The organism is Streptomyces sp. NPDC005496 (assembly GCF_042872045.1).
GTDB lineage: Bacteria > Actinomycetota > Actinomycetes > Streptomycetales > Streptomycetaceae > Streptomyces.
This window is the reverse complement of record NZ_JBIAJQ010000001.1, coordinates 350,320-373,178: the sequence shown is the minus strand read 5'-3', so window position 1 is coordinate 373,178 and position 22,859 is coordinate 350,320. Positions and strand designations below refer to the sequence as shown.

The following is a 22,859-nucleotide window of genomic DNA, read 5'->3' as shown; positions in this document are numbered from 1 at the left end:
ACCGCCATGCCAGAACGCACGAGCCGCACGAGCCGCAGAGGACTGCTCTTCGGGACCGCCGCAGTCTCGGCCGGAGCCTTCCTCACCGCCTGCACCAGCAACGACCCCAAGGAAGACAAGACGGCCGCGAACGACCAGCCGGCCGCCGACGACAAGCCCGGCAAGCAGGTCACCATCGGCTTCGCGGGACCGCAGGCCGACCACGGCTGGCTCAACGCGATCAACGACAACGCGAAGAACCGCGCCAAGAAGTACTCGGACGTCACCCTGGAGATCACCGAGGGCTCCAACGACACCGCCGCGCAGATCGGCCAGATCGAGACGCTGATCAACAAGAAGGTCGACGTCCTCGTGGTGCTGCCCGCCGACGGCAAGGCGCTCACCCAGGTCGGCCTCAAGGCCATGCGGGCCGGCATCCCCGTCATCAACCTGGACCGCATCTTCAACTCCCCGCAGGCGTACCGCTGCTGGATCGGCGGCGACAACTACGGCATGGGTCTCAGCGCCGGCCACTACATCGGCGAGAAGCTCAAGGACAAGAAGAACGCCCGCGTCATCGAACTCGCGGGGCTGGACAACCTGGAACTCACCAAGCAGCGCACCGAGGGCTTCGACGCGGCCCTGAAGAACTACCCGAACATCAAGAAGGTGGCCCGCCAGGCCGCCGAGTTCACCGTCGAGTCCGGCCAGGCGAAGATGTCCCAACTCCTCCAGGCGCAGTCGAAGTTCGACGCCCTGTGGAACCACGACGACGACCAGGGCGTGGGCGCGCTGCGCGCGATCAAGCAGGCCGGACGCGACGACTTCCTGATGGTCGGCGGCGCCGGCGCGCTCTCCGCCTTCCAGGCCATCGAGGCCGACGACAGTGTGCTCAAGGCCACCGTCCTCTACCCGCCGACCATGGCGGCGTCCGCGATCGACCTCGCCCGCGCCCTCGGCCAGAGCAAGGGGGTGGGGGGCCTCGCCGAGTTCGAGATCCCGGCCTCGCTCACGCTCTACTCGGCCGTCGTCGACAAGGAGAACGTCGACCGTTACATGCCCACCGGCTTCAAGTGACGGGACCCGCCCGGCCCCGCTCAGCCGGGCCGGGCCCCACCCCCCACCGCGCCACGACGACGAGGAGGACATCGGCATGGGACAGCCGCACCAGCGCGAGGAAGCCGGGGCCGAGGCCGCGAAGCCGCCCCTGGGCGTGGGCCTGATCGGCTACGCGTTCATGGGCGCCGCCCACTCCCAGGGCTGGCGCACCGTGGGCCACGTCTTCGACCTGCCCCGCCGGCCGGTCCTCGCCGCCGTCTGCGGCCGCGACGCCCAGGCCGTACGGGAGATGGCCGACCGGCACGGCTGGGCCGCGACCGAGACCGACTGGCGTGCCCTCATCGCCCGTGACGACGTCGACCTGGTCGACATCTGCACCCCCGGCGACAGCCACGCCGAGATCGCCGTCGCCGCGCTGGCCGCGGGCAAGCACGTGCTGTGCGAGAAGCCCCTGGCCAACTCGGTCGAGGAGGCGGAGGCGATGACCCGGGCCGCCGAGGAGGCCGCACGACGCGGCCAGCTGGCCATGGTCGGCTTCAACTACCGGCGGGTGCCCGCCACTTCGCTCGCCCGGTCGATGGTCGCCGAGGGCCGCCTCGGAGCCCTGCGGCACGTGCGGGTGACGTACCTCCAGGACTGGCTGGTGGACCGCGACTTCCCGCTGACCTGGCGGCTGCGCAAGGAGCTGGCCGGGTCGGGCGCGCTCGGCGACCTCGGCGCGCACATCGTGGACCTGGCGCAGTACCTGGCGGGGGAGCCGGTCGTCGGCGTCTCGGCGCTCACCGAGACCTTCGTGCGGGAGCGGCCGCTGCCCGCCGGCGCCTCCAGCGGCCTGTCGGCGGCCGGAATCCAGGCCGGGGCCGACGACCCGGCGACCGCGCTCGGCACGGTCACCGTCGACGACGCGGCCCTGTTCACCGGCCGCTTCGCCTCCGGAGCCCTCGCCTCCTTCGAGGCCACCCGCTTCGCGACCGGACGCAAGAACGCCCTGCGCATCGAACTCAACGGCGAACTCGGCTCGCTCGCCTTCGACCTGGAGCGGCTCAACGAGCTCTCCTTCCACGACCACACCGAGCCGGGCACCTACGCGGGCTTCCGCCGCATCCTCGTCACCGAGCCCGACCACCCCTACCTCGACGCCTGGTGGCCGCCGGGCCACGGCCTCGGCTACGAGCACACCTTCACCCACCAGGCCCGCGACCTCGTACGCGCGATCGCCGCGGACCGGGCGCCCGTGCCGTCCTTCGCCGACGGGCTGCAGGTGCAGCGCGTGCTGGCCGCCGTCGAGGAGAGCGCCGCGAAGAACTCCGTCTACACGACCGTCCCGGCCTGACCGTCCCGGCGCCCCGAGGAGGCACCCGAGCATGCCCCGCACCTTCACCCTCTTCACCGGCCAGTGGGCCGACCTGCCGCTCGAGGAGGTCTGCCGGCTCGCCCGCGACTTCGGCTACGACGGACTCGAACTCGCCTGCTGGGGCGACCACTTCGAGGTCGACAAGGCCCTCGCCGACCCCTCGTACGTCGCGTCCCGCCACGAACTCCTCGACAAGTACGGCCTCAAGTGCTGGGCGATCTCCAACCACCTGGTCGGCCAGGCCGTCTGCGACGCGATCATCGACGAACGCCACCAGGCGATCCTGCCCGCCCGGATCTGGGGCGACGGCGAACCCGAGGGCGTACGCCGCCGGGCCGCCGCCGAGATCGCCGACACCGCGCGCGCCGCGAACGCCCTCGGCGTCGACACCGTCATCGGCTTCACCGGCTCCGCGATCTGGCACCTGGTGGCCATGTTCCCGCCCGTCCCCGAGGCGATGATCGAACGCGGCTACGAGGACTTCGCCACCCGCTGGCACCCGATCCTGGACGTCTTCGACGCACAGGGCGTGCGGTTCGCGCACGAGGTCCACCCCAGCGAGATCGCCTACGACTACTGGACGACCCGGCGCGCCCTTGAGGCCGTCGACCACCGTCCCGCCTTCGGCCTCAACTTCGACCCCAGCCACTTCGTCTGGCAGGATCTCGACCCCGTCGGGTTCCTCTACGACTTCCGCGACCGCATCTACCACGTCGACTGCAAAGAGGCCCGCAAGCGGCTCGACGGCCGCAACGGCCGCCTCGGCTCCCACCTGCCCTGGGGCGACCCGCGGCGCGGCTGGGACTTCGTCTCCGCGGGCCACGGCGACGTCCCCTGGGAGGACGTCTTCCGGATGCTGCGCTCCATCGACTACGCCGGTCCGGTGTCCGTCGAATGGGAGGACGCCGGCATGGACCGGTTCCAGGGCGCCCCGGAGGCCCTGGCCCGCCTCAAGGCGTACGACTTCGAACCGCCTTCGGCCTCCTTCGACGCGGCCTTCGGCGGCAACGACCAGTGAGCGCCCGCGGCCAGGGCAGGGCCCGGCCGCGGGACCCCGCAGAGCCACCCACCACACCTCCGGGGTGACGGCGCACCCCGGCGACACCGCACCCGCCCGTACGACCAGCCCCTTCATGGAGGCATTTCGTGCACCCGAACGGCAGGAACAGGAACACCGACAGCCACACCGGACGCCCGAGACTCCGCAGAGCACTCGCCCTGCTGAGCGGCGCGCTGCTCGCGGCCGCGTCCCTCTCCCTGACCGCACCGGCGGCCGGCGCCGCCGTCGCCGACCCCGGTGACGCCCCGGCCGTCGCCGCGGAGGACTTCCAGCAGGTCACCCTCGCCAAGGGCGAGCCCGAGGTCGGCGAGCCCATGTCGCTCGCCGTCCTGCCCGACCGCTCCGTCCTGCACACCTCCCGCGACGGCGAACTCCGCCTGACCGACGCCGCGGGCAACACCAGGATCGCCGGCAAGCTCGACGTGTACACGCACGACGAGGAAGGCCTGCAGGGCGTCGGAGTCGACCCGGACTTCGCCGACAACCGCTTCATCTACCTCTACTACGCGCCGCCCCTCGACACCCCCGCCGGCGACGCCCCCGAGACCGGGACCGCCGCCGACTTCGCCCCCTTCGACGGCGTCAACCGGCTCTCGCGGTTCGTCCTGAAGACCGACGGCACCCTCGACGCGGCGAGCGAGAAGAAGATCCTCGACGTGCGGACGTCCCGCGGTATCTGCTGCCACGTCGGCGGCGACATCGACTTCGACGCGGACGGCAACCTCTACCTGTCGACCGGGGACGACTCCAACCCCTTCCAGTCGGACGGCTTCACCCCCATCGACGAGCGCACCGACCGCAACCCCGCCTTCGACGCCCAGCGGACCTCCGGCAACACCAACGACCTGCGCGGCAAGATCCTGCGCGTCAAGGTGAACGCGGACGGCTCGTACTCGATACCCGAGGGCAACCTCTTCGCCCCGGGCACCGACAAGACCCGGCCCGAGATCTACGCCATGGGCTTCCGCAACCCGTTCCGCTTCAGTGTCGACAAGAAGACCGGCATCCTCTACGTCGGCGACTACGGCCCGGACGCCGGCGCCGCCGACCCCGCGCGCGGCCCCGCCGGCCAGGTCGAGTTCGCCCGCGTCACCCGCCCGGGCAACTTCGGGTGGCCCTACTGCACCGGTGACAACGATGCCTACGTCGACTACGACTTCGGCACCAAGACCTCCGGGTCCGCCTTCGACTGCGCGGCACCGAGGAATGACTCACCGCACAACACCGGACTCACCGACCTGCCCCCGGCGCAGGCCGCCTGGATCCCGTACGACGGCGGTTCCGTCCCCGAGTTCGGCACCGGCTCGGAGTCCCCGATGGGCGGCCCGGTCTACCACTACGACGCCTCGCTCGACTCCCCGGTGAAGTTCCCCGAGGCGTACGACGGGGACTTCTTCGCGGGCGAGTTCGGCCGCCGCTGGATCAAGCGGATCGCCTCGGACGACAACGGCACCGTGCAGTCCATCGACGACGTGCCCTGGACCGGCACCCAGGTCATGGACATGGCCTTCGGACCGGACGGGGCGCTGTACGTCCTCGACTACGGCACCGCCTGGTTCGGCGGGGACGAGCACTCGGGCCTGTACCGCATCGAGAACGCCACCGACGGGCACTCACCCGTCGCCCAGGCCGCCGCGAACCGGACCTCGGGACAGGCCCCGCTGCGGGTACGGTTCTCCTCCGCCGGCACGAGCGACGCCGACGGTGACGCCCTCACCTACAGCTGGGACTTCGGCGACGGCGGCACCTCCACGGCCGCGAACCCCACCCACAGGTACCGCACGAACGGCACGTACACCGCGACGCTGACGGCCAAGGACGCGACCGGCCGCACCGGAAGCGCGAGCGTGCAGATCGTCGTCGGCAACACCGCGCCCGAGGTGGTCCTCGAACTCCCCAAGGACGGGCAGCTGTTCAGCTTCGGCGACGCCATACCGTTCAAGGTGCGGGTCACCGACCCGGAGGACGGCGACGCGGTCGACTGCGCCAAGGTGAAGGTCACCTTCGTCCTCGGGCACGACAGCCACGGCCACCCCGTCACCTCGGCCAACGGCTGCTCCGGCACCATCCAGACCAGCGCCGACGGCGGCCACGACGACGACGCCAACATCTTCGGGGTCTTCGACGCCGAGTACACCGACGGCGGGGGCGGCGGCCAGGACCCGCTGACCTCCCACGACCAGAACGTCGTCCAGCCCAAGCACCGCCAGGCCGAGCACTACGGCAAGCAGTCCGGCGTCACGGTCCAGAACAAGGACACCGCGCACGGCGGCAAGACGGTCGGCGACATCCACAACGGGGACTGGATCTCCTTCACGCCCTACGTCCTGAGCAACGCCAGGACGCTTACCGCGCGGGTCTCCTCCGGCGGGGCGGGCGGCACGCTCGAAGTCCGCGCGGGCTCGCCGGCCGGACGGCTGCTGGGCAGCGCGAAGGTCCCGGTGACCGGCGGCTGGGACACCTTCCAGGACGTCAGTGCCCCACTGTCCAAGGCACCCTCGGGCACGACCACGCTCTACCTGGTCTTCAAGGGCGGCGGCACCGGTGCGCTGTACGACGTGGACGACTTCACGTTCACGACGACGGGCTGACAGGAGAGTGGGTGTCATGCGCGCATCGGCGCGAGTGATGACGGCCGCCGCGGCCGCGGCCCTGCTCATCGGCTGCGTGTCGGGCCCGGCCGCCTCCAAGGGGTCCGACGGGACACGGGTGCTGGTCTTCTCCAAGACCGCCGGCTTCCGCCACGACTCGATTCCCGAGGGAGTCGCGGCCGTGCGTGAACTGGGCGCCGAGAACGGTTTCGCGGTGGACGCCACCGAGGACGCGACGGCCTTCACCCCCGCGAACCTCGCGCGGTACGAGGCCGTGGTGTTCCTGTCCACCACGGGCGACGTCCTGGACCCGGCCCAGCAGTCCGCCTTCGAGCGGTACATCGGACGCGGCGGCGGATACGTCGGCGTGCACGCCGCCGCCGACACCGAGTACGACTGGCCCTTCTACGGCGGCCTCGTCGGCGCCTACTTCCGGTCCCACCCGGCGATCCAGCCCGCGAGGGTCCTCGTCGAGGACCGGGGCAACCCGGCGACCTCGCACCTGGAGGCGACCTGGGACCGTACCGACGAGTGGTACGACTACCGCTCGAACCCCCGGGACCGGGTGCACGTCCTGGCCTCGCTCGACGAGTCGTCGTACACCGGCGGTTCGATGGGCGGCGACCATCCGATCGCCTGGTGCCAGACCTACCGGGGCGGCCGCGCCTTCTACACCGGGGGCGGTCACACCAAGGAGTCGTACACCGACCCCGCCTTCCGGCGGCACCTGTCCGGCGGCATCCGGTACGCCGTCGGCGACGCACAGGCGGACTGCCGCCCGGAGAACGGCTACCGGCCGCTCTTCGACGGCACCGCCGCATCGCTGACGGGGTGGAAGCAGGCGGGACCGGGCTCCTTCTCGCTGGACGACGACGGGTCGCTGACGTCAGCGGGCGGGCTGGGCATGCTCTGGTACGCGGGCACGGAAGCCGGCGCGCACTCCGGTTCCGCTTCGGACTCCGGTTCCGGTCCCGGTTCTGGTCCCGGGTCCGGGTCCGGGTCCGGCGGGAGCTTCGGCTCGTACTCGCTGAAGCTGGACTGGCGGACGGCCGGGGACGACAACTCCGGTGTCTTCGTGGGCTTCCCGGCCTCCGACGACCCCTGGTCCGCCGTGGACAACGGCTACGAGATCCAGATCGACGCGACCGACGCCCCCGACCGCACCACCGGGGCCGTGTACAGCTTCCAGTCCGCCGACCTCAAGAAGCGCGACCGCGCGCTGAACCCGCCGGGGGAGTGGAACACGTACGAGATCCGCGTGGAGGGCGAACGGCTCCGCGTCTGGCTCAACGGCGTGAAGATCAACGATTTCACCAACACCGATCCGGCCCGGAGCCTGCGGGACGGCCACGTCGGCATCCAGAACCACGGCCCCGACGACCAGGTGTCCTTCCGGGACATCCGGATCAAGGAACTGCCCGCGCGCCCCGCCGCGCCGGGCGACTGAGCGACGGCGGGCGGGAGACGCCGGACTCCCGCCCGTCGTCCCACCCCTGACCACACCCCCGACTCCGCCCCCGGGGACCCGCGTGGCCGGCCGCCGCCGAAGCGCACCGCACCGGCCGCACCGGCCACGCAGGTCCCCGCGCCGCGCCGGCCGTCCGCACCGGGCCGGTCACCGCACCGGCCGGCCGGGCACACGCACGTCGGTCACCAGCGCCACATGTCTCACCAGCGCTACGTGCGCCACCTGCGCCACCAGAGTCATCCGCGTCACCGCGTCACCGCGTCACCGCGTCACCGCGTCGCGTACGGAAAGTACGGCAAGTACGACAAGGAGGCTGCCCATGTCCGCGTCCCTCTCTGACCCCCGGGTGGGAGTGTGGCTGATCGGGGCCCGCGGCTCCGTCGCCACCACCGTCGTCGCGGGCTGCGCCGCCACGACCGCCGGTCTGCATCCACCGACGGGGATGGTGACGGAGACGGACCTCTTCTCCGGCAGCGGCCTGCCCGCCCTGTCCTCCCTCGTCTTCGGCGGCCACGAGACGGACGACTGTCCCCTCCCCAAGCGGGCGGAGGCGCTGGCCGCCGGGGGAGTGCTGCCACCCGGACTGCCCTCCGCCGTCGGGGCCGAACTCCTCGACGCCGACCGGGAGATCAGGCCGGGCGGTCCTGTCGCGGGGGACACCAGGAGCCCCGGTGAACTGATCGACACCTTCGCCGCCGACATCCGCGACTTCGTACGGCGCAGAGGGCTCGCCCGAGCCGTGGTGGTGAACGTGGCGTCGACGGAGCCCGAACCACCGGGCGCGGCCCCCGGCCCGGCCCAGGCGGTCACGGCTTCGAGCGGCGCCGAGGAGCACGCGGGGAGCGGACGGCCGCTCCCCGCCAGTTCCCTCTACGCGGCGGCGGCCCTGCGCGCGGGCTGCGCCTACGTGAACTTCACCCCGTCGGCGGGCCTGCACCATCCGGCGCTCGCCGCGATGGCCGAGACCTCCCCGCTGCCCTACGCGGGCCGTGACGGCAAGACCGGCCAGACCCTGCTGCGGTCGGTGCTGGGTCCGATGTTCGCGCAACGGGCGCTGCGGGTCCGTGCCTGGTCCGGCACCAACCTCCTCGGCGGCGGCGACGGCGCCTCCCTGGCCGACCCGGCCGCCGCCGCGGCGAAGAACGCGGGCAAGGAACGAGTGCTCGCGGACACCCTGGGCTCGGTGCCGCAGGGCGAGGTGCACATCGACGACGTCCCCGCCCTCGGCGACTGGAAGACCGCCTGGGACCACATCGCGTTCGACGGTTTCCTCGGCACCCGCATGGTTCTGCAGACCACCTGGCAGGGTTGCGACTCCGCGCTCGCCGCACCCCTCGTCCTCGACCTGGCCCGGCTGGCCGCCCGCGCCCACGAGGCGGGCCTCGCCGGTCCGCTCGGTGAACTCGGCTTCTACTTCAAGGACCCCGTGGGCGACGGACCCGCGTCCCTGGGCGAGCAGTACGCGGCCCTCGCGGAGTTCGCCGCACGACTGCGCGCGCTTCCCCGGGCGGCCGGATGAGGCCCCGGCTCGGTACGCGCGCCCGGGCGACGGCACGGGCCTGGGCCGAACTGCTGCGCCTGCCCGCCCTGTTCACCGTCCCCGGCGACGCGCTCACGGGCGCCGCCGCGGCCGGGGCGCGCCCGGGACCGCGCACCCTGCTGGCCATCGGCTCCTCGGTCTGCCTGTACGAGGCGGGCATGGCCCTGAACGACTGGGCCGACCGCGCCGAGGACGCCGTCGAACGCCCGCACCGCCCGCTGCCCTCCGGCCGCGTCCGTCCCGCATCCGCCCTGCTGGCGGCCGGCCTGCTCACGGCGGCGGGGCTCGCCCTGGCCGCCCGTGCGGGCCGCTCCGCCCTGGCGGTCGCGGTGCCCCTCGCGGCCACGGTGTGGGCGTACGACCTCACCCTCAAGCACACCCCCGCCGGTCCGGCGGCCATGGGCGCCGCCCGCGGCCTGGACCTGCTGCTCGGCGCGGCGGCCACCACGGGCGGCACCCGGGGCGCCCTGCCCTCCGCCCTCGTACTGGGCACGCACACCTTCGCGGTGACCACCGTCTCCCGCGGCGAGACCCGAGGCGGCTCGCACCTCGCCCCCCTGGCCGCCCTCGCCACGACAGCCGCGCTCACCTGGGACCTGACGAGATCCCGAGCCGGCGTCCACACGCCCCCGGCCACCCCGGCGGACGCCGCTCGCCAGGGCACGGCTACCGGTCCTCACGTGTCCGCTGCTGGTGAGGGCAAGCCTGACGGTCCTCACCTGACTGCTGCTCGCCAGGGCCGAACTTCCGTTCCGGGCCCGGGTGTTGCTCGCCATGGTCGAACTGCCGCTTCCGGAAAGGGCGTTGCTCGCCGGGGGCGAACTGCCGCTCGCGGAGAAGGCGTTGCTGGCAAGGGCGCGGCTCCCGGTCCCGACCCGAGCGTTGCTCTCAAGGGCGGGCCTGCCGCTCCTCACCCGGGCGTCGCTCGCAACGGCGAGCCCGCCGGCCTCGCCCTGACCGTTGCCCGTACGGGCCCGTTCGCCGGTTCCGGTTCGGTGGGCGTCGCTCTTCGGGCGTGGCGTCCGAGACCCGGGCGTTCGCCGTACCCGGGTGCGCACGACGCTTTGCGGGCCGCCCTCACCGTCGGCTACGCCGCGACCGCCGCGCGCCCTCTCCTGCACGCCGCGCTCAATCCGTCACCCCCGCTCACCCAGCGGGCCGTCGGCGGCGGCATCCGCGCGCTCATCCCGCTCCAGGCCGCGCTGACCGCCCGCGCGGGCGCCCCCGCCGTCGCGTTCCTGACGGCGGCGCTGGCCCCGGCGGCACGCACGTTCGCGAGGAAGGTGAGTGTCACATGAGCACCGGCCAGGGCCCGGCCGCGTACGCGCGTCCCGACGCCGCGCCCCACCCGCTCCGCTTCGGCTACGGGACGAACGGACTCACCGACCTCCGGCTGGACGACGCGCTCGGACTGCTCGCCGACCTCGGGTACGACGGCGTGGGCCTGACCCTCGACCACATGCACCTCGATCCGCTGGCCCCCGACCTCGCCGACCGCACCAGGCAGGTGGCCCGGCGCCTCGACGCGCTCGGTCTGGACGTCACCGTCGAGACCGGCGCCCGGTATGTGCTCGACCCGCGCCGCAAGCACGGGCCGTCGCTCCTCGACCCTGACCCCGAGGACCGCGCGCGCCGCGTGGACCTGCTCGTCCGGGCCGTACGGGTGGCCGCCGACCTGGGAGCCCACGCCCTGCACTGCTTCAGCGGGACCACCCCGCCCGGTACGGACGAGGACACCGCCTGGAGGCGGCTGGCCGAGGCGCTCACCCCGGTCGTGGAGGCCGCGACCGAGGCGGGCGTCCCCCTCGCCGTCGAACCCGAGCCCGGCCACCTGCTCGCCACGCTCGCCGACTTCCACCGGCTGCGCGAGACGCTCGGCGACCCCGGCGTCCTCGGCCTCACCCTGGACATCGGCCACTGCCAGTGCCTCGAACCGCTGCCGCCCGCCGACTGCGTGCGCGCCGCCGCACCCTGGCTGCGCCACGTCCAGATCGAGGACATGCGCAGAGGCGTCCACGAGCACCTCCCGTTCGGGGACGGGGAGATCGACTTCCCGCCCGTACTCGACGCCCTGGCCGCGACCGGCTACCAGGCGCTCACCGTCGTCGAACTGCCCCGCCACTCCCACGCGGGCCCCCACTTCGCCGGCCGATCCCTTCCGTTCCTCCACCGCGCGGCCCGGGCGACCCCCGAGGGCCCCGAAGGGAGAACCCCGTGAACCACACGCACCGCACCCTGCACACCAGGGCGGACGACACCGCCGTCGCCGCCCTGCGCGCCCGCCTGGACGCCCGCCTCGGCGGCGCCGCCCGCGCCTGGCTCGACCAGGCCCTCGACGAGGCCGCCGACCATCCGGGGACCCACGGGCCCATCTCCGTCTGGGAGCTGCGGATCGCCGAGGCGGGCCGCCGGTGCGGGCCCGAGCACGCCGACGCCGTCCGCGTCCTGCTCCTGCACGCGGCCCGGGCCGACACCGGCGCCCTCACCCGCGTCTACCGGCAGGGCACCGCCGCCGAACGCCGGGCCGTCCTCCAGGCCCTCCCGCACCTCGTGCCCGGCCCGGACGCGCTGCCCCTGGTCGAGGACGCGCTGCGCACCAACGACACCCGGCTCGTCGCCGCGGCCGTCGGCCCGTACGCCGCCCGCCACCTCGACGCCCACAACTGGCGTCACGCCGTCCTGAAATGCCTGTTCACCGGCGTCCCGGTCGACGAGGTGAGCGACCTGCCCCGGCGCGCCCACGGCGACCGCGAACTGGCCCGCATGCTCGGCGCCTACGCCGAGGAACGCCTCGCCGCGGGCCGTCCCGTGCCCGAGGACCTGCGCCGCGTCCTGGCGCTGACCGAGTCCCGCGGCCCGGCGGCGGCCCCGCCAGGCACACCCCGTACGGCCGGGGCGTCCGGCAGCCCCGACGACCATCCCGGTCCCGGCGCGCCCGCCCAGCCGGGCGTGCGTCCCCCGTCCGGTACCTCCCCCACGCCCGGCCGCCGCGGCCGGTCCGGCAAGGAGTCCTGATGCGCATCTTCGACCCCCACATCCACATGACGTCACGGACCACCGACGACTACGAGGCGATGTACGCGGCCGGTGTCCGCGCCGTCGTCGAACCGGCCTTCTGGCTGGGCCAGCCCCGCACCTCGCCCGCCTCCTTCCTCGACTACTTCGACTCCCTCCTCGGCTGGGAACCCTTCCGCGCCGCCCAGTACGGCATCGCCCACCACTGCACCCTCGCGCTGAACCCCAAGGAGGCCAACGACCCCCGCTGCCTCCCCGTCCTCGACGAACTCCCGCGGTATCTCCTCAAGGACCAGGTCGTCGCCGTGGGCGAGATCGGGTACGACTCGATGACCCCCGCCGAGGACGCCGCCCTCGCCGCACAGCTGCAGCTCGCCGCCGACCACGGCCTGCCCGCGCTCGTGCACACCCCGCACCGCGACAAGCTCGCCGGGCTCCGCCGCACCGTCGACGCCGTCCGCGCCTCCGCGCTGGCACCGGAACGGGTCCTGCTCGACCACCTCAACGAGACGACCGTCAAGGAGGCCAAGGACAGCGGCAGCTGGCTCGGCTTCTCCGTCTATCCCGACACCAAGATGGACGAGGAGCGCATGGTCGCCGTCCTGAAGGAGTTCGGACCGGAGAAGGTGCTCGTCAACTCCGCGGCGGACTGGGGCAGGAGCGACCCGCTGAAGACCCGCAAGGTCGGTGACGCGATGCTCGCGGCCGGGTTCACCGAGGACGACGTCGAGCGGGTGCTGTGGCACAACCCCGTCGCCTTCTACGGACTCAGCGGACGCCTGGACCTCGACGTCGCAGGCACGGCCGCCACCCACGAGGGCAACTCCATCCTGCGCGGCGCTCCCGGGCCCGGGAGCCCCGAGGAGGCGCCCGACGGCACACCCGCGACGGGGGCGTGAGCGATGCGCTTCCGCCACCCCGACGGCTCCACCGTCCACCTCGCCTACTGCACCAACGTGCACCCGGCCGAGACCCTCGACGGCGTCCTCGCCCAGCTCCGCGACCACTGCGAACCGGTCCGCCGGCGCCTGGGCCGCGACCGCCTCGGCATCGGCCTGTGGCTCGCCAGGGACGCCGCCCGCGCCCTCGTCACCGACCCCGCCGCCCTGCGCGGCCTGCGCACCGAGCTCGAACGCCGCGGCCTGGAGGTCGTCACCCTCAACGGCTTCCCCTACGAGGGCTTCGGCGCCGAGGAGGTCAAGTACCGCGTGTACCGGCCGGACTGGGCCGACCCCGAACGGCTGGACCACACCACCGCCCTGGCCCGCGTCCTCGCCCAGCTCCTCCCCGACGACGTCACCGAGGGCAGCATCTCCACCCTGCCCCTCGCCTGGCGCACCGCCTGTGACGACGGCCGGGCCGCCACCGCACGCGCCGCGCTGACGACGCTCGCGGAACGCCTCGACGCCCTCGCGGAGACGACCGGCCGCTCCATCCGGATCGGCCTCGAACCCGAACCCGGCTGCGTCATCGAGACCACCCACGACGCCCTCGCCCCCCTCACCGCGGTCGGCCACCCCCGCATCGGCGTCTGCGTCGACACCTGCCACCTCGCCACCTCCTTCGAGGACCCGGACACCGCCCTGGACGCACTCGCCCGCGCCGGTGTCCCCGTCGTCAAGTCCCAGCTCTCCGCCGCCCTGCACGCCGAACACCCCCACCTGCCCGAGGTCCGCACGGCCCTCGCCGCCTTCGACGAACCCCGCTTCCTGCACCAGACCCGCACCCGCACCTCCGCCGGCCTGCGCGGCACCGACGACCTGGGGGAGGCCCTCGGTCGCGTCCGCACAGTCCCTCCTGCCCCGCGACGCCTGGCACGCCCTCTCGCCGCACCGGGCACAGCCCCGAGTACGCCCAGTACGAGGGACTGCGCCCGGCACGCCGAGAGCACGCACCAGACGCCGCAGGGCCCGCCCTCCGGGCGTACGAAGGGACTGTGCGGACACGACCCAGGCGGCGACGTCCTGCCCGACGGCTCACCCTGGCGCGCCCACTTCCACGTCCCACTGCACGCGGCCCCCGCCGCGCCCCTCACCTCCACCCTCCCCGTGCTCAAGGCCGCACTGGCCCGGCTCGTCGGCGGCCCCCGGCCCCTCACCCGCCATCTGGAGGTCGAGACCTACACCTGGCAGGCGCTCCCGCCCGAACTGCGCCCCCGCGCCCGCGCCCAGCTCGCGGACGGCATCGCCGCCGAACTCACCCTCGCCCGTGACCTGCTGACGGACCTCGGCCTCAAGGAGCTGCCGTGACCCAGGCCCCACCCGGACACCCCCGGCCCACCCCTCTCCTCGTCCTGGACGTCGTCGGCCTGACCCCCCGCCTCCTCGACCACATGCCCCGCCTCAAGACGCTCGGCCAGGCCGGCTCCCGTGCCCCCCTCGGCACCGTGCTGCCCGCCGTCACCTGCGCCGCGCAGTCCACCTTCCTCACCGGCACCCACCCCGGCGAGCACGGCATCGTCGGCAACGGCTGGTACTTCCGCGAGCTGGGCGACGTACTCCTGTGGCGCCAGCACAACGGCCTGGTGGCCGGCGACAAGCTGTGGGACGCGGCCCGGCGCGCGCACCCCGGCTACACCGTCGCCAACATCTGCTGGTGGTACGCCATGGGCGCCGACACCGACATCACCGTCACACCCCGTCCGGTCTACTACGCCGACGGCCGCAAAGAACCCGACTGCTACACCCGTCCTCCGGCCCTGCACGACGAACTCACCGACAAACTCGGCACGTTCCCCCTCTTCCACTTCTGGGGGCCCGGCGCCGACCTGGTCTCCAGCCAGTGGATCATCGACGCGACCCGGCACGTCAACCGCACCCGCGGACCCGACCTGACGCTCTGCTACCTCCCCCACCTCGACTACGACCTGCAGCGCTTCGGCCCCGACGACCCCCGCTCCCACCAGGCCGCCGCGGACCTCGACGCGGCCCTGGCACCCCTCCTCGACGACGCCGGGGCCGAGGGGCGCACCGTCGTCGCGCTCTCCGAGTACGGCATCACCCGCGCGGACCGCCCCGTCGACATCAACCGCGCGCTGCGCCGCGCGGGCTTCCTCGACGTGCACACGCAGGACGGCATGGAGTACCTCGACCCGATGGCCTCGCGCGCCTTCGCCGTCGCCGACCACCAGATCGCCCATGTCTACGTGCGCCGCCCCGAGGACCTGGCGGCGGTGCGGGCGGTGCTCGCCGAACTGCCCGGCGTCGGGCAACTCCTCGACGACGAGGGCAAGAAGGCCCATCACCTCGACCACCCGCGCTCCGGCGAACTCGTGGCCGTCGCGGAGCCCGACGCCTGGTTCACGTACTACTACTGGCTCGACGACGCGCGCGCTCCCGACTTCGCGCAGCTCGTCGAGATCCACCGCAAACCCGGCTACGACCCGGCCGAACTCTTCATGGACCCCCTCGACCCCTACGTCAAGGTCAAGGCGGCCGGCGCCCTCGCCCGCAAGAAACTCGGCATGCGGTACCGGATGGCGGTCGTGCCGCTCGATCCCTCACCCGTCAGCGGCAGCCACGGCCGCCTCCCCGCGAGCGACGACGAAGGTCCGCTCATCATCTGCTCCACCCCCCACGCCTTCCCCGGCCGCGTCGCGGCCACCGAAGTGAAATCGCTCCTGCTCGCCCTCGCCGGCCTGCCTGACACGGCGTGACGAGCGACTACGGAAAGTGAAACACGCGCCACTGACAACGCGCCCCGCACGCACCCAGGCAGCAGCCCCACCGGCACGCACCCAGGCCGCCACGGCCGTGTCCGGCACACGCAGGGGCCGCTCCGTGGCCGCGTCCGCACCCGTCCGAGCCGTACACCGACCCGAAAGAGAGACACCGTGACCGCGTTCAACGACGAATCCGGAGCCGGCGAGGCCCTGCGCCGCACCCTCGGCGTCAACCGCCGCCGTTTCCTGAGCACCTGCACCGCCGCCGCGACCGCGGCGATCGCCGCGCCCGTCCTCGGCGCCTCGCCGGCCCTGGCCCAGGACCGGAGCAGAGGCCACGGACACGGCGGCGACGTCCTGGTCCCCGCGGCCCGGCGCGGCATCATCCTCTACACCGTCCGTGACGCCGTGGGCCGCGACCCGCTCTCCAGCGACCTGCCCTCCGGTTTCCGCGAGGTCTTCAAGCAGCTCTCGCGGTACGGGTACCGCCAGGTGGAGTTCGCGGGCTACGGACAGCACGCCAACGCGCCGGGCGGCGCGAACCTCGAATCCGTCGAGGGCGCCCGGCTGCTGCGTTCCTGGCTCGACGACCACGGCCTGCGCGCCCAGGGCAACCACGGCTTCATACCGGGTTCCTGGCCGCTGACGACCCCCGACCTCGACACCTTCAAGAAGCACCTGGAGATCGCCAACATCCTCGGCATGGACCACATGGGCACCGGTGGCGACCCCACCGGCAGCGCCTACCGGGCCGACTGGGACGTGGCCGCGGACAAGTGGAACGCGCTTGGCGCCATCGCCCGCCGCGAGGGCATCAAGCTCTACACCCACAACCACGACGCGGCCTACGGCTTCCTGCTCGACGGAGGTCCGCTCGACGCCGAGGGCCGCCCGACGCGCAGCTCCGGCATCCGCAAGCTGGAGTACTTCCTCCAGGTCACCGACCCGAAGGCGGTGTGGTTGGAGATGGACATCTTCTGGGCCCACGTGGCCCGGTACAAGTTCCACACCTACACCGCCCACGACGGCTCGGTGCGGGAGAAGGTCTTCGACCCGGCCGGCCTGGTCGCCTGTCACAACAAGCGCTACCCGCTGTTCCACGCCAAGGACGGCGTCGTCAACACCACCAACGGCATGGGGTACGACATGGTGCCGTTCGGCACCGGTGTCATCGACTACACGACGTTCTTCTCCCGCGTCGGCGACAGGAACTACCACAACCCGATGGTCGAGCAGGACAACGCCCCGAGCGCCACCGATCCCGGCCAGTCGCTGCGCCACGCGAAGACGGGCTACGACAACCTCGCGGCGCTGCGGCGCAGGCGCGGCCGGTGAGCACCGCCCTGACGGGCTGACCGGCCCGGTTCGTGCGGCGGTGGTGCGGCGGCGGCCGGACCACCGCCGCACCACCGCGCGGACGCCCTCCGCGCATGGGCCGCCCGCGGTGTCGGTGGCCCGGGATAAAGTCCCTCCCCACGACAGCAGTACCCGGACGCGCACAGGGGGGAGACCTGGCATGAGCGGCGGAGAGAGCGGCACGCACGAGGGGTTCACGGCCGAGGAACGGGCCGCGATGAAGGACCACGCCAAGGAGCTGAAGACCGCGGCCCGCCGTGGTTCGCGCGCGGACAAGGCGGCGGAGGCGGAGCGGGAGGTCCTGGCGAAGATCGCCGAGATGGGGGACTCGGACCGGGTGATGGCCGAGCGCGTCCACGCGGTCGTCAGGGCCGCGGCCCCGTCCCTCGCGCCGAAGCTCTGGTACGGCATGCCCGCCTACGCGCTGGACGGCAAGGTCGTCTGCTTCTTCCAGAGCGCGGCGAAGTTCAAGGCGCGTTACGCGACCCTCGGGTTCAGCGACCTGGCGAAGCTGGACGACGGCCCGATGTGGGCGGCCGGTTTCGCCCTGACCGAGGTCACGCCCGACGTCGAGGCGCGGATCGGCGCGTTGGTGAAGCAGGCGGTGGGCTGAGTCCCGTCGCGCGCCGCGGCGGCCCTCTCCCCGACGTGCGTCGCGGAGAGGGCCGCCCGGTGCGGTGCGGTGCGGTGCGGTGTGCCGGCCGTCCGGTCAGCCCGCGGGCTGCGGGCCCGGAGCCCCGCCGGCCTTCGCGGTGCGTCCCGGCTGCCTGAGCAGCAGGGCGACGGCCGCCGCGGCCATCGAGACACCTCCGGCCAGCGCATAGGCGCCGTCGTAGCCCCAGGCGGCCACCACCATCGAGCCGAGTCCGCCGCCGAAGAGGCCGCTGATCAGCTTGCCGCTGTAGACCAGCCCGTAGTTGGTGGCGTTGTAGTTCTCGCCGAAGTAGTCCGGCGTCAGGGCCGCGAACATCGGGTAGAACGCCCCGCCGCCGAACCCGGAGAGGAAGGCGAAGAACAGGAACAGCCACTCGCTGTGGACGTCACCCGCCCAGATCACGCCGAACTGCGCGAGACCGAGGACGACGATGACGAACACCAGGGTCTCCTTGCGCCCCCAGAGGTCGGAGAGCCAGCCGACCACCCCGCGGCCGACGCCGTTGACGACGGCCATGACCCCCATCGACGACGCCGCCACCAGCGGCCCGAACCCCACCTCCTTGGCGAAGTCGACCTGGAAGGAGATCCCGAAGATCGACACGCCCGCGGACATGACCAGGGCGATCCACATCAGGGGCAGCATCCCCGTCCTGACCGCCTCCTTCGGCGTGTACTGCTTCACCGCCGGAGGGTTCTTGGCCAGGGACGCCGCGCCCTTCTCCGTGCCGCCGTACGTCAGCGGGTCGATGTCCGCCGGCCACCAGTTCTTCGGCGGGTCCTTGAAGAAGAACGCCGAGGACAGCACCACGATCATCACGTAGCAGCCGATGAGGTCCAGGACGCGGTGGTAATTGGCGGTGTCGAAGCCGTAGTTGAAGATGAAGATGAACGGCAGCGAGCCGTACGCGAACCCGCCGTTGACGAACCCGGTCCTGGCCCCCCGGCGTTCGGGGAACCACTTGCCGACCATGTTGATGCAGGTCGCGTAGACCAGCCCGGACCCGATGCCCCCGATGACGCCGAAGCCGAGGATCGCCAGGACCACATCGCTCAGGTGCGAGAGGGCGAGGAACCCGACCAGGCACATGCCCGAGCCGAGGTACATGGCCCGGCGGGCGGTCAGCACGCCCCTCTCCCGCAGCCAGCCCGCGGGAAAGGCGATGCCAGCCTGGAAGAAGACCCACACGCTCAGGATCCAGAACGTGTTGCTCTGCGTCCATCCGTGCGCGTGGGACAGCGTGTCCTCGGCCGAACCGTACGCGTACTCGAAGACGCTGATGGCCATCATGGCGATCCACGGCAGATACACCATGAGCTTGCGCGAGTGGCCCAGGATGTCGCGGTCCGTCTCGCCCACGCGGTAGACGCGGCCCCTGGGATCGGTGACTTCACGGTACGAGCGGTGCGCGGCGCCGGGTTCCTCCGGCGCGTCGTTCGCGGCGACGGGTTCCGCCGTCATGCAGCCGCCTCCTCGCCTGTCGGGTGCGGGTTGGGGACGATCTGCCGGGCCTGCGGCCTGCCCGGCGCTTTCAGGAAGAGCGCGAGCACGGCCGACGCCAGCCCGATGGAGCCCGCGATGACGAAGGCGCCCTCGTAGTCCCAGGCGCCGACCACGACGGCGCCCATGCCGGAGCCCACGAGCCCGGAGATGAGCTTCGAGCTGTAGACCATGCCGTAGTTGGAGGCGTTGTGGTTCTCACCGAAGTAGTCCGCCGTCATGGCCGCGAACAGCGGGAAGATCGCGCCGCCGCCGAAGCCGGAGACCATGGAGCAGAACAGGAAGAACGGCATGCTGCCCATCTGGCCGGAGACCAGCACACCGAACTGCGCGGTGCCCAGCACCAGACACACGATGATCAGCGTGTGACGGCGCCCGGCGCGGTCGGATATCCAGCCGATGACACCGCGCCCCGTGCCGTTGACGATGGCCTTCAGGGACATCGCCGTGGCCACGATCCCGCCCGCGAACCCCATGTCCTTGCCGAACGGCACCTGGAAGGCGATGCCGAAGATGTTGATCCCCGCCGTGCACAGCAGGCAGAACCACATCATCCACAGGACGGGCGTGCGGGCGGCCTCCCTCGGGGTGTACTGCTTCACCGCGGGCGGGTTCTTCTCCAGCGCGCGGCGGACCCTCGGGTCGTCGGACACCTTCAGCGGGTCCGCGTGCGCCGGCCACCAGCCCTTCGGCGGGTCCTTGAAGAACCAGCCCGCGAAGGCCACCACGGAGCAGCAGACGAGTCCGACGGCGACCAGGACGGTCTCGTAGTTGCTCAGGTCCATGTACGACGTGAACAGGAAGACGAAGGGCACGGAGCCGTACGCGAAACCGCCGTTGACCAGGCCGGTCTTGCCGCCCTTGCGCTCCGGGTACCACTTGCCCACCATGTTGACGCAGGTGGCGTAGACGAGTCCGGCCCCGATGCCGCTGAACATCCCGAACCCGAGGTACGCGACGATCACGTGCGGCGCGAACGCCAGGGACAGATAGCCCAGGATGGTGCCGAGCGCGCCGAGCATCATGGCGTAGCGCGCGGGCAGCTTCCCGCTCTCCCGCAGCTGCCCGGCCGGGAAGGCGACGGCGGCCTGGAAGAACACCCAGACACCCATCAGCCAGAAGATGTGCCCACTGCTCCACAGGTGGGCATCGTGCAGTGTGTCCTCGGCCGACGTGAACGCGTACTCCGAGGAACTGATGCCCAGCATCCCCATCCAGGGGAAGAGCACCATTGTCCAGCGTGGTCGGCCCATGATGTCCCGATCGGTCTCACCGATGCGGTACAGGCGGCCGTTGACGTCCGTCACCTCTCTGTAGGGGACGGGCGTCGAGAAATCGGTGGTAGTCATCGTGCTCAAGCACCCCTTGCGTCGAAAGATCTGGTCAGCGCCCCCTGCCAAATGCCTTTCGTGCGCCCACGGGTCCCGGGGGCGGCCGACGCGCACCGTCGGCCGCCCCCGTGTGCACTCAGGTCATGGACCCGCCCCCCAACAGCCCTGCCGCACGGGCCCAGCGGTACTTGGCGCCGAGCACGGCCACCGGCAGCTCGGTCGTGTACGGGTACGCCACGACGCCCCGCTCGAAGAGGTACCGGCAGGCCTCCTCGACCTCGACGTCGCCCGCGAGCGACGCGACCACGGGCTTCTCGATCCCGCGCGCGCGGAACTCGGCCACCACGCGCGCGGTGAGCTCGGCGAAGACCATGGGAGGGGTCACGAGGGTGTGCCAGTAGCCGAGGACGAGCGCGTGGACGCGCGGGTCGCTCAGGCCCAGCCGGATCGTCGCCTCGTACGTCGACGGCGGCTCGCCTCCGGTGATGTCCACCGGGTTGCCGGCGGCGCCGAAGGGTGGGATGAACGCCCGGAACGACGCGTCCAGGTCCGGCGGGATCTCCATCAGGGACAGGCCGTTGTCGGTCACCGCGTCGGACAGCAGCACCCCGCTCCCGCCGGCACCGGTGATGATCACGACGTTGTCGCCCCGGGGAGCCGGGAGCACCGGCAACGCGCGCGCGTACTCCAGCATGTCGCCGAGGCCCGGCGCCCGGACGACACCGGCCTGCCGGAGGATGTCGTCGTACACGGCGTCGTCTCCGGCGAGCGCGCCCGTGTGCGAGCCGGCCGCCTTCGCGCCGGCCGCGGTGCGCCCCGCCTTGAGGACCACCACCGGCTTCTTCGGCACCGTCGCGCGGGCCGCCGCCACGAAGGCGCGGCCGTCCTTGAGGTCCTCCAGGTGCATCGCGATGCACTCGGTGCGGGGGTCCTCACCGAACCAGGTGAGCAGGTCGTCCTCGTCCAGGTCCGACTTGTTGCCGAGCCCGACGATCGCGGAGACGCCCGTCCTGGTGGTCCGCGCGAAACCCAGGATGGCCATCCCGATACCGCCGGACTGCGACGTCAGCGCCACCCCGCCCTTGACGTCGTACGGCGTGCAGAAGGTGGCGCACAGGTTCTGCCACGTCGCGTAGTAGCCGTAGATGTTCGGTCCGAGCAGCCGCACGTCGTAGCGCTCGCCGATCGCCACGACCTCGTCCTGCAGGGCGTGTTCACCGGTCTCGGCGAAGCCGGAGGGGATGAGCACGGCGTTGGGGATCCCCTTGCGGCCCACTTCCTCCAGGACGGAGGCGACGGCTTTGGCGGGCACAGCGAAGACCGCCACATCCACCTCACCGGGAACGTTCGTGACACTCTTGTACGCCTTGCGGCCCGCGATGTCACCGCCCTTGGGGTTCACCGGGTGGATCTCCCCGGCGAATCCGCCGTCGACGAGGTTGCGCATGACCGAATTGCCGATCTTGCCCGCCTCGTTGGACGCGCCGATCACCGCCACCGAGGACGGCCGCATCAGCCGGCGCATCGAGGTGAGGATCTCCTCGCGGGTGTAGGTGCGGCGCTCCTTCGGGGCCTCCTCGGCGAGGATCACGCGGATGTCGGCCGCGACCGCGCCCTCCGGGGTGGCGATCACGGGGTTGAGGTCCACCTCCGCGATCTCCGGGAAGTCCGTGACGAGCCGGGAGACCCGGCGGATCTGCTCGGCGAGGGCGGACCGGTCCACGGCGGGCGCGCCGCGCACTCCGCGCAGGACCTCGGCCGCCCGGATCGAGTCCAGCATCGACAGGGCCTCGCCGCCGTCGACGGGGGCGAGCCGGAAGGTGACGTCCTTGAGGACCTCGACGAGGACACCGCCGAGGCCGAAGGCCACGACCTTCCCGAAGGTCGGGTCGGTCACCGCGCCGACGATGACCTCCTGCCCCGAGGGCAGCAACTCCTGTACCTGGACGCCCTCTACGCGCGCCTCGGGATCGTAGGACCCGGCGTTGGCGACGATCTCCGCGAACGCGGCACGCACGTCGCTCTCGCCCTCGACGCCGACGATCACGCCGCCCGCGTCGGTCTTGTGGGTGATGTCGGGGGAGACGATCTTCATCACGACGGGCCCGCCGAAGCGTGCCGCGTGCGCCACCGCCTCGTCGGCGTCCGCCGCCAGCGCCTCGTCCGGTACGGCGATCCCGTACGCGTCGGCGATCACCTTTCCCTCGGGCGCGGTGAGCGTGGTCCGCCCCTCGGCGCGCACGGCGTCGAGCAGCGCGCGCACCCTCGACGCCGGGTCCCGGTCCGTCAC

Annotated in this window: 16 protein-coding genes and 2 pseudogenes; 15 read left to right on the top strand and 3 right to left on the bottom strand. The window is 72.4% G+C overall.

The features are described 5' to 3' along the window. Window positions 1-6: 6 nt before the first annotated feature. The 15 genes and pseudogenes from ACFYQQ_RS01835 to ACFYQQ_RS01765 all read left to right on the top strand — a co-directional run bounded on the left by ACFYQQ_RS01835 (window position 7) and on the right by ACFYQQ_RS01765 (window position 17,696). Window positions 7-1,056 (top strand): substrate-binding domain-containing protein, encoded by a 1,050-nt coding sequence (locus tag ACFYQQ_RS01835; protein WP_355783716.1) that lies wholly within the window; start codon window positions 7-9, stop codon window positions 1,054-1,056. A gap of 76 nt (window positions 1,057-1,132) precedes the next feature. Beyond that, the gene (locus tag ACFYQQ_RS01830) at window positions 1,133-2,371 is read left to right on the top strand and encodes a Gfo/Idh/MocA family protein (protein ID WP_388902901.1); all 1,239 of its coding nucleotides are present in this window, start codon (window positions 1,133-1,135) and stop codon (window positions 2,369-2,371) included. 31 nt (window positions 2,372-2,402) lie between these two features. Beyond that, complete coding sequence (locus ACFYQQ_RS01825) at window positions 2,403-3,410, top strand: sugar phosphate isomerase/epimerase family protein (RefSeq protein WP_388902898.1); 1,008 nt, start codon at window positions 2,403-2,405, stop codon at window positions 3,408-3,410. Window positions 3,411-3,538: 128 nt separating this feature from the next. Continuing rightward, a complete protein-coding gene (locus ACFYQQ_RS01820; protein WP_356171397.1) occupies window positions 3,539-6,043 on the top strand; it encodes a PQQ-dependent sugar dehydrogenase in 2,505 nt (834 codons plus the stop codon). Window positions 6,044-6,059: 16 nt separating this feature from the next. Continuing rightward, window positions 6,060-7,490, top strand: a complete 1,431-nt coding sequence (locus ACFYQQ_RS01815) for a ThuA domain-containing protein (protein ID WP_355791956.1) — start codon at window positions 6,060-6,062, stop codon at window positions 7,488-7,490. A 340-nt stretch (window positions 7,491-7,830) separates the two neighbouring features. Next, on the top strand, window positions 7,831-9,030 hold the full coding sequence (locus ACFYQQ_RS01810) for an inositol-3-phosphate synthase (RefSeq protein ID WP_355793976.1): 1,200 nt from the start codon (window positions 7,831-7,833) through the stop codon (window positions 9,028-9,030). Then, window positions 9,027-10,349: an SCO3242 family prenyltransferase gene (locus tag ACFYQQ_RS01805; protein WP_388902892.1), complete on the top strand. Its 1,323-nt coding sequence runs from the start codon at window positions 9,027-9,029 to the stop codon at window positions 10,347-10,349. Before ACFYQQ_RS01810 ends, ACFYQQ_RS01805 begins: the two co-directional genes overlap by 4 nt. Beyond that, window positions 10,346-11,269 carry a sugar phosphate isomerase/epimerase family protein gene (locus tag ACFYQQ_RS01800; RefSeq protein ID WP_388902889.1) on the top strand — a complete coding sequence of 308 codons (924 nt, stop codon included), beginning with the start codon at window positions 10,346-10,348 and terminating at the stop codon, window positions 11,267-11,269. The genes ACFYQQ_RS01805 and ACFYQQ_RS01800 overlap by 4 nt, the downstream gene beginning before the upstream one ends. 17 nt (window positions 11,270-11,286) lie before the next feature. After that, on the top strand, window positions 11,287-12,066 hold the full coding sequence (locus ACFYQQ_RS01795) for an EboA domain-containing protein (RefSeq protein ID WP_388903376.1): 780 nt from the start codon (window positions 11,287-11,289) through the stop codon (window positions 12,064-12,066). Further along, window positions 12,066-12,965, top strand: a complete 900-nt coding sequence (locus ACFYQQ_RS01790) for a TatD family hydrolase (protein WP_356171415.1) — start codon at window positions 12,066-12,068, stop codon at window positions 12,963-12,965. Before ACFYQQ_RS01795 ends, ACFYQQ_RS01790 begins: the two co-directional genes overlap by 1 nt. Window positions 12,966-12,968: 3 nt before the next feature. After that, window positions 12,969-13,841, top strand: a pseudogene (gene eboE, locus ACFYQQ_RS01785) (metabolite traffic protein EboE); the annotation flags it as partial. A gap of 177 nt (window positions 13,842-14,018) precedes the next feature. Beyond that, a pseudogene (locus tag ACFYQQ_RS01780) lies at window positions 14,019-14,315 on the top strand (xylose isomerase); the annotation flags it as partial. Continuing rightward, window positions 14,312-15,721 carry a nucleotide pyrophosphatase/phosphodiesterase family protein gene (locus ACFYQQ_RS01775; RefSeq protein ID WP_355789864.1) on the top strand — a complete coding sequence of 470 codons (1,410 nt, stop codon included), beginning with the start codon at window positions 14,312-14,314 and terminating at the stop codon, window positions 15,719-15,721. The pseudogene ACFYQQ_RS01780 and the gene ACFYQQ_RS01775, both read left to right, overlap by 4 nt. Window positions 15,722-15,898: 177 nt before the next feature. Then, entirely contained in the window at window positions 15,899-17,062 is a 1,164-nt protein-coding gene (locus tag ACFYQQ_RS01770) for a sugar phosphate isomerase/epimerase family protein (RefSeq protein WP_356237875.1), read from the top strand. A gap of 181 nt (window positions 17,063-17,243) precedes the next feature. Continuing rightward, window positions 17,244-17,696: a DUF1801 domain-containing protein gene (locus ACFYQQ_RS01765; protein ID WP_355789768.1), complete on the top strand. Its 453-nt coding sequence runs from the start codon at window positions 17,244-17,246 to the stop codon at window positions 17,694-17,696. A gap of 96 nt (window positions 17,697-17,792) precedes the next feature. Here ACFYQQ_RS01765 and ACFYQQ_RS01760 read toward each other — a convergent pair whose 3' ends face one another. From ACFYQQ_RS01760 to ACFYQQ_RS01750, 3 genes are all read right to left on the bottom strand, one after another. Then, window positions 17,793-19,199, bottom strand: coding sequence for an OFA family MFS transporter (locus ACFYQQ_RS01760; protein WP_356171428.1), 1,407 nt, complete (start codon window positions 19,197-19,199; stop codon window positions 17,793-17,795). Continuing rightward, window positions 19,196-20,587 (bottom strand): OFA family MFS transporter, encoded by a 1,392-nt coding sequence (locus ACFYQQ_RS01755; RefSeq protein ID WP_356237876.1) that lies wholly within the window; start codon window positions 20,585-20,587, stop codon window positions 19,196-19,198. Before ACFYQQ_RS01755 ends, ACFYQQ_RS01760 begins: the two co-directional genes overlap by 4 nt. Before the next feature lie 118 nt (window positions 20,588-20,705). Then, complete coding sequence (locus tag ACFYQQ_RS01750) at window positions 20,706-22,859, bottom strand: acetate--CoA ligase family protein (RefSeq protein WP_356237877.1); 2,154 nt, start codon at window positions 22,857-22,859, stop codon at window positions 20,706-20,708.

Coding starts and splice junctions, on each gene's coding strand:
- ACFYQQ_RS01835 (WP_355783716.1), top strand. CDS start 7: ATGCCAGAACGCACGAGCCGCACGAGCCGCAGAGGACTGCTCTTCGGG.
- ACFYQQ_RS01830 (WP_388902901.1), top strand. CDS start 1,133: ATGGGACAGCCGCACCAGCGCGAGGAAGCCGGGGCCGAGGCCGCGAAG.
- ACFYQQ_RS01825 (WP_388902898.1), top strand. CDS start 2,403: ATGCCCCGCACCTTCACCCTCTTCACCGGCCAGTGGGCCGACCTGCCG.
- ACFYQQ_RS01815 (WP_355791956.1), top strand. CDS start 6,060: ATGCGCGCATCGGCGCGAGTGATGACGGCCGCCGCGGCCGCGGCCCTG.
- ACFYQQ_RS01810 (WP_355793976.1), top strand. CDS start 7,831: ATGTCCGCGTCCCTCTCTGACCCCCGGGTGGGAGTGTGGCTGATCGGG.
- ACFYQQ_RS01805 (WP_388902892.1), top strand. CDS start 9,027: ATGAGGCCCCGGCTCGGTACGCGCGCCCGGGCGACGGCACGGGCCTGG.
- ACFYQQ_RS01800 (WP_388902889.1), top strand. CDS start 10,346: ATGAGCACCGGCCAGGGCCCGGCCGCGTACGCGCGTCCCGACGCCGCG.
- ACFYQQ_RS01790 (WP_356171415.1), top strand. CDS start 12,066: ATGCGCATCTTCGACCCCCACATCCACATGACGTCACGGACCACCGAC.
- ACFYQQ_RS01765 (WP_355789768.1), top strand. CDS start 17,244: ATGAGCGGCGGAGAGAGCGGCACGCACGAGGGGTTCACGGCCGAGGAA.
- ACFYQQ_RS01760 (WP_356171428.1), bottom strand. CDS start 19,199: ATGACGGCGGAACCCGTCGCCGCGAACGACGCGCCGGAGGAACCCGGC.
- ACFYQQ_RS01755 (WP_356237876.1), bottom strand. CDS start 20,587: ATGACTACCACCGATTTCTCGACGCCCGTCCCCTACAGAGAGGTGACG.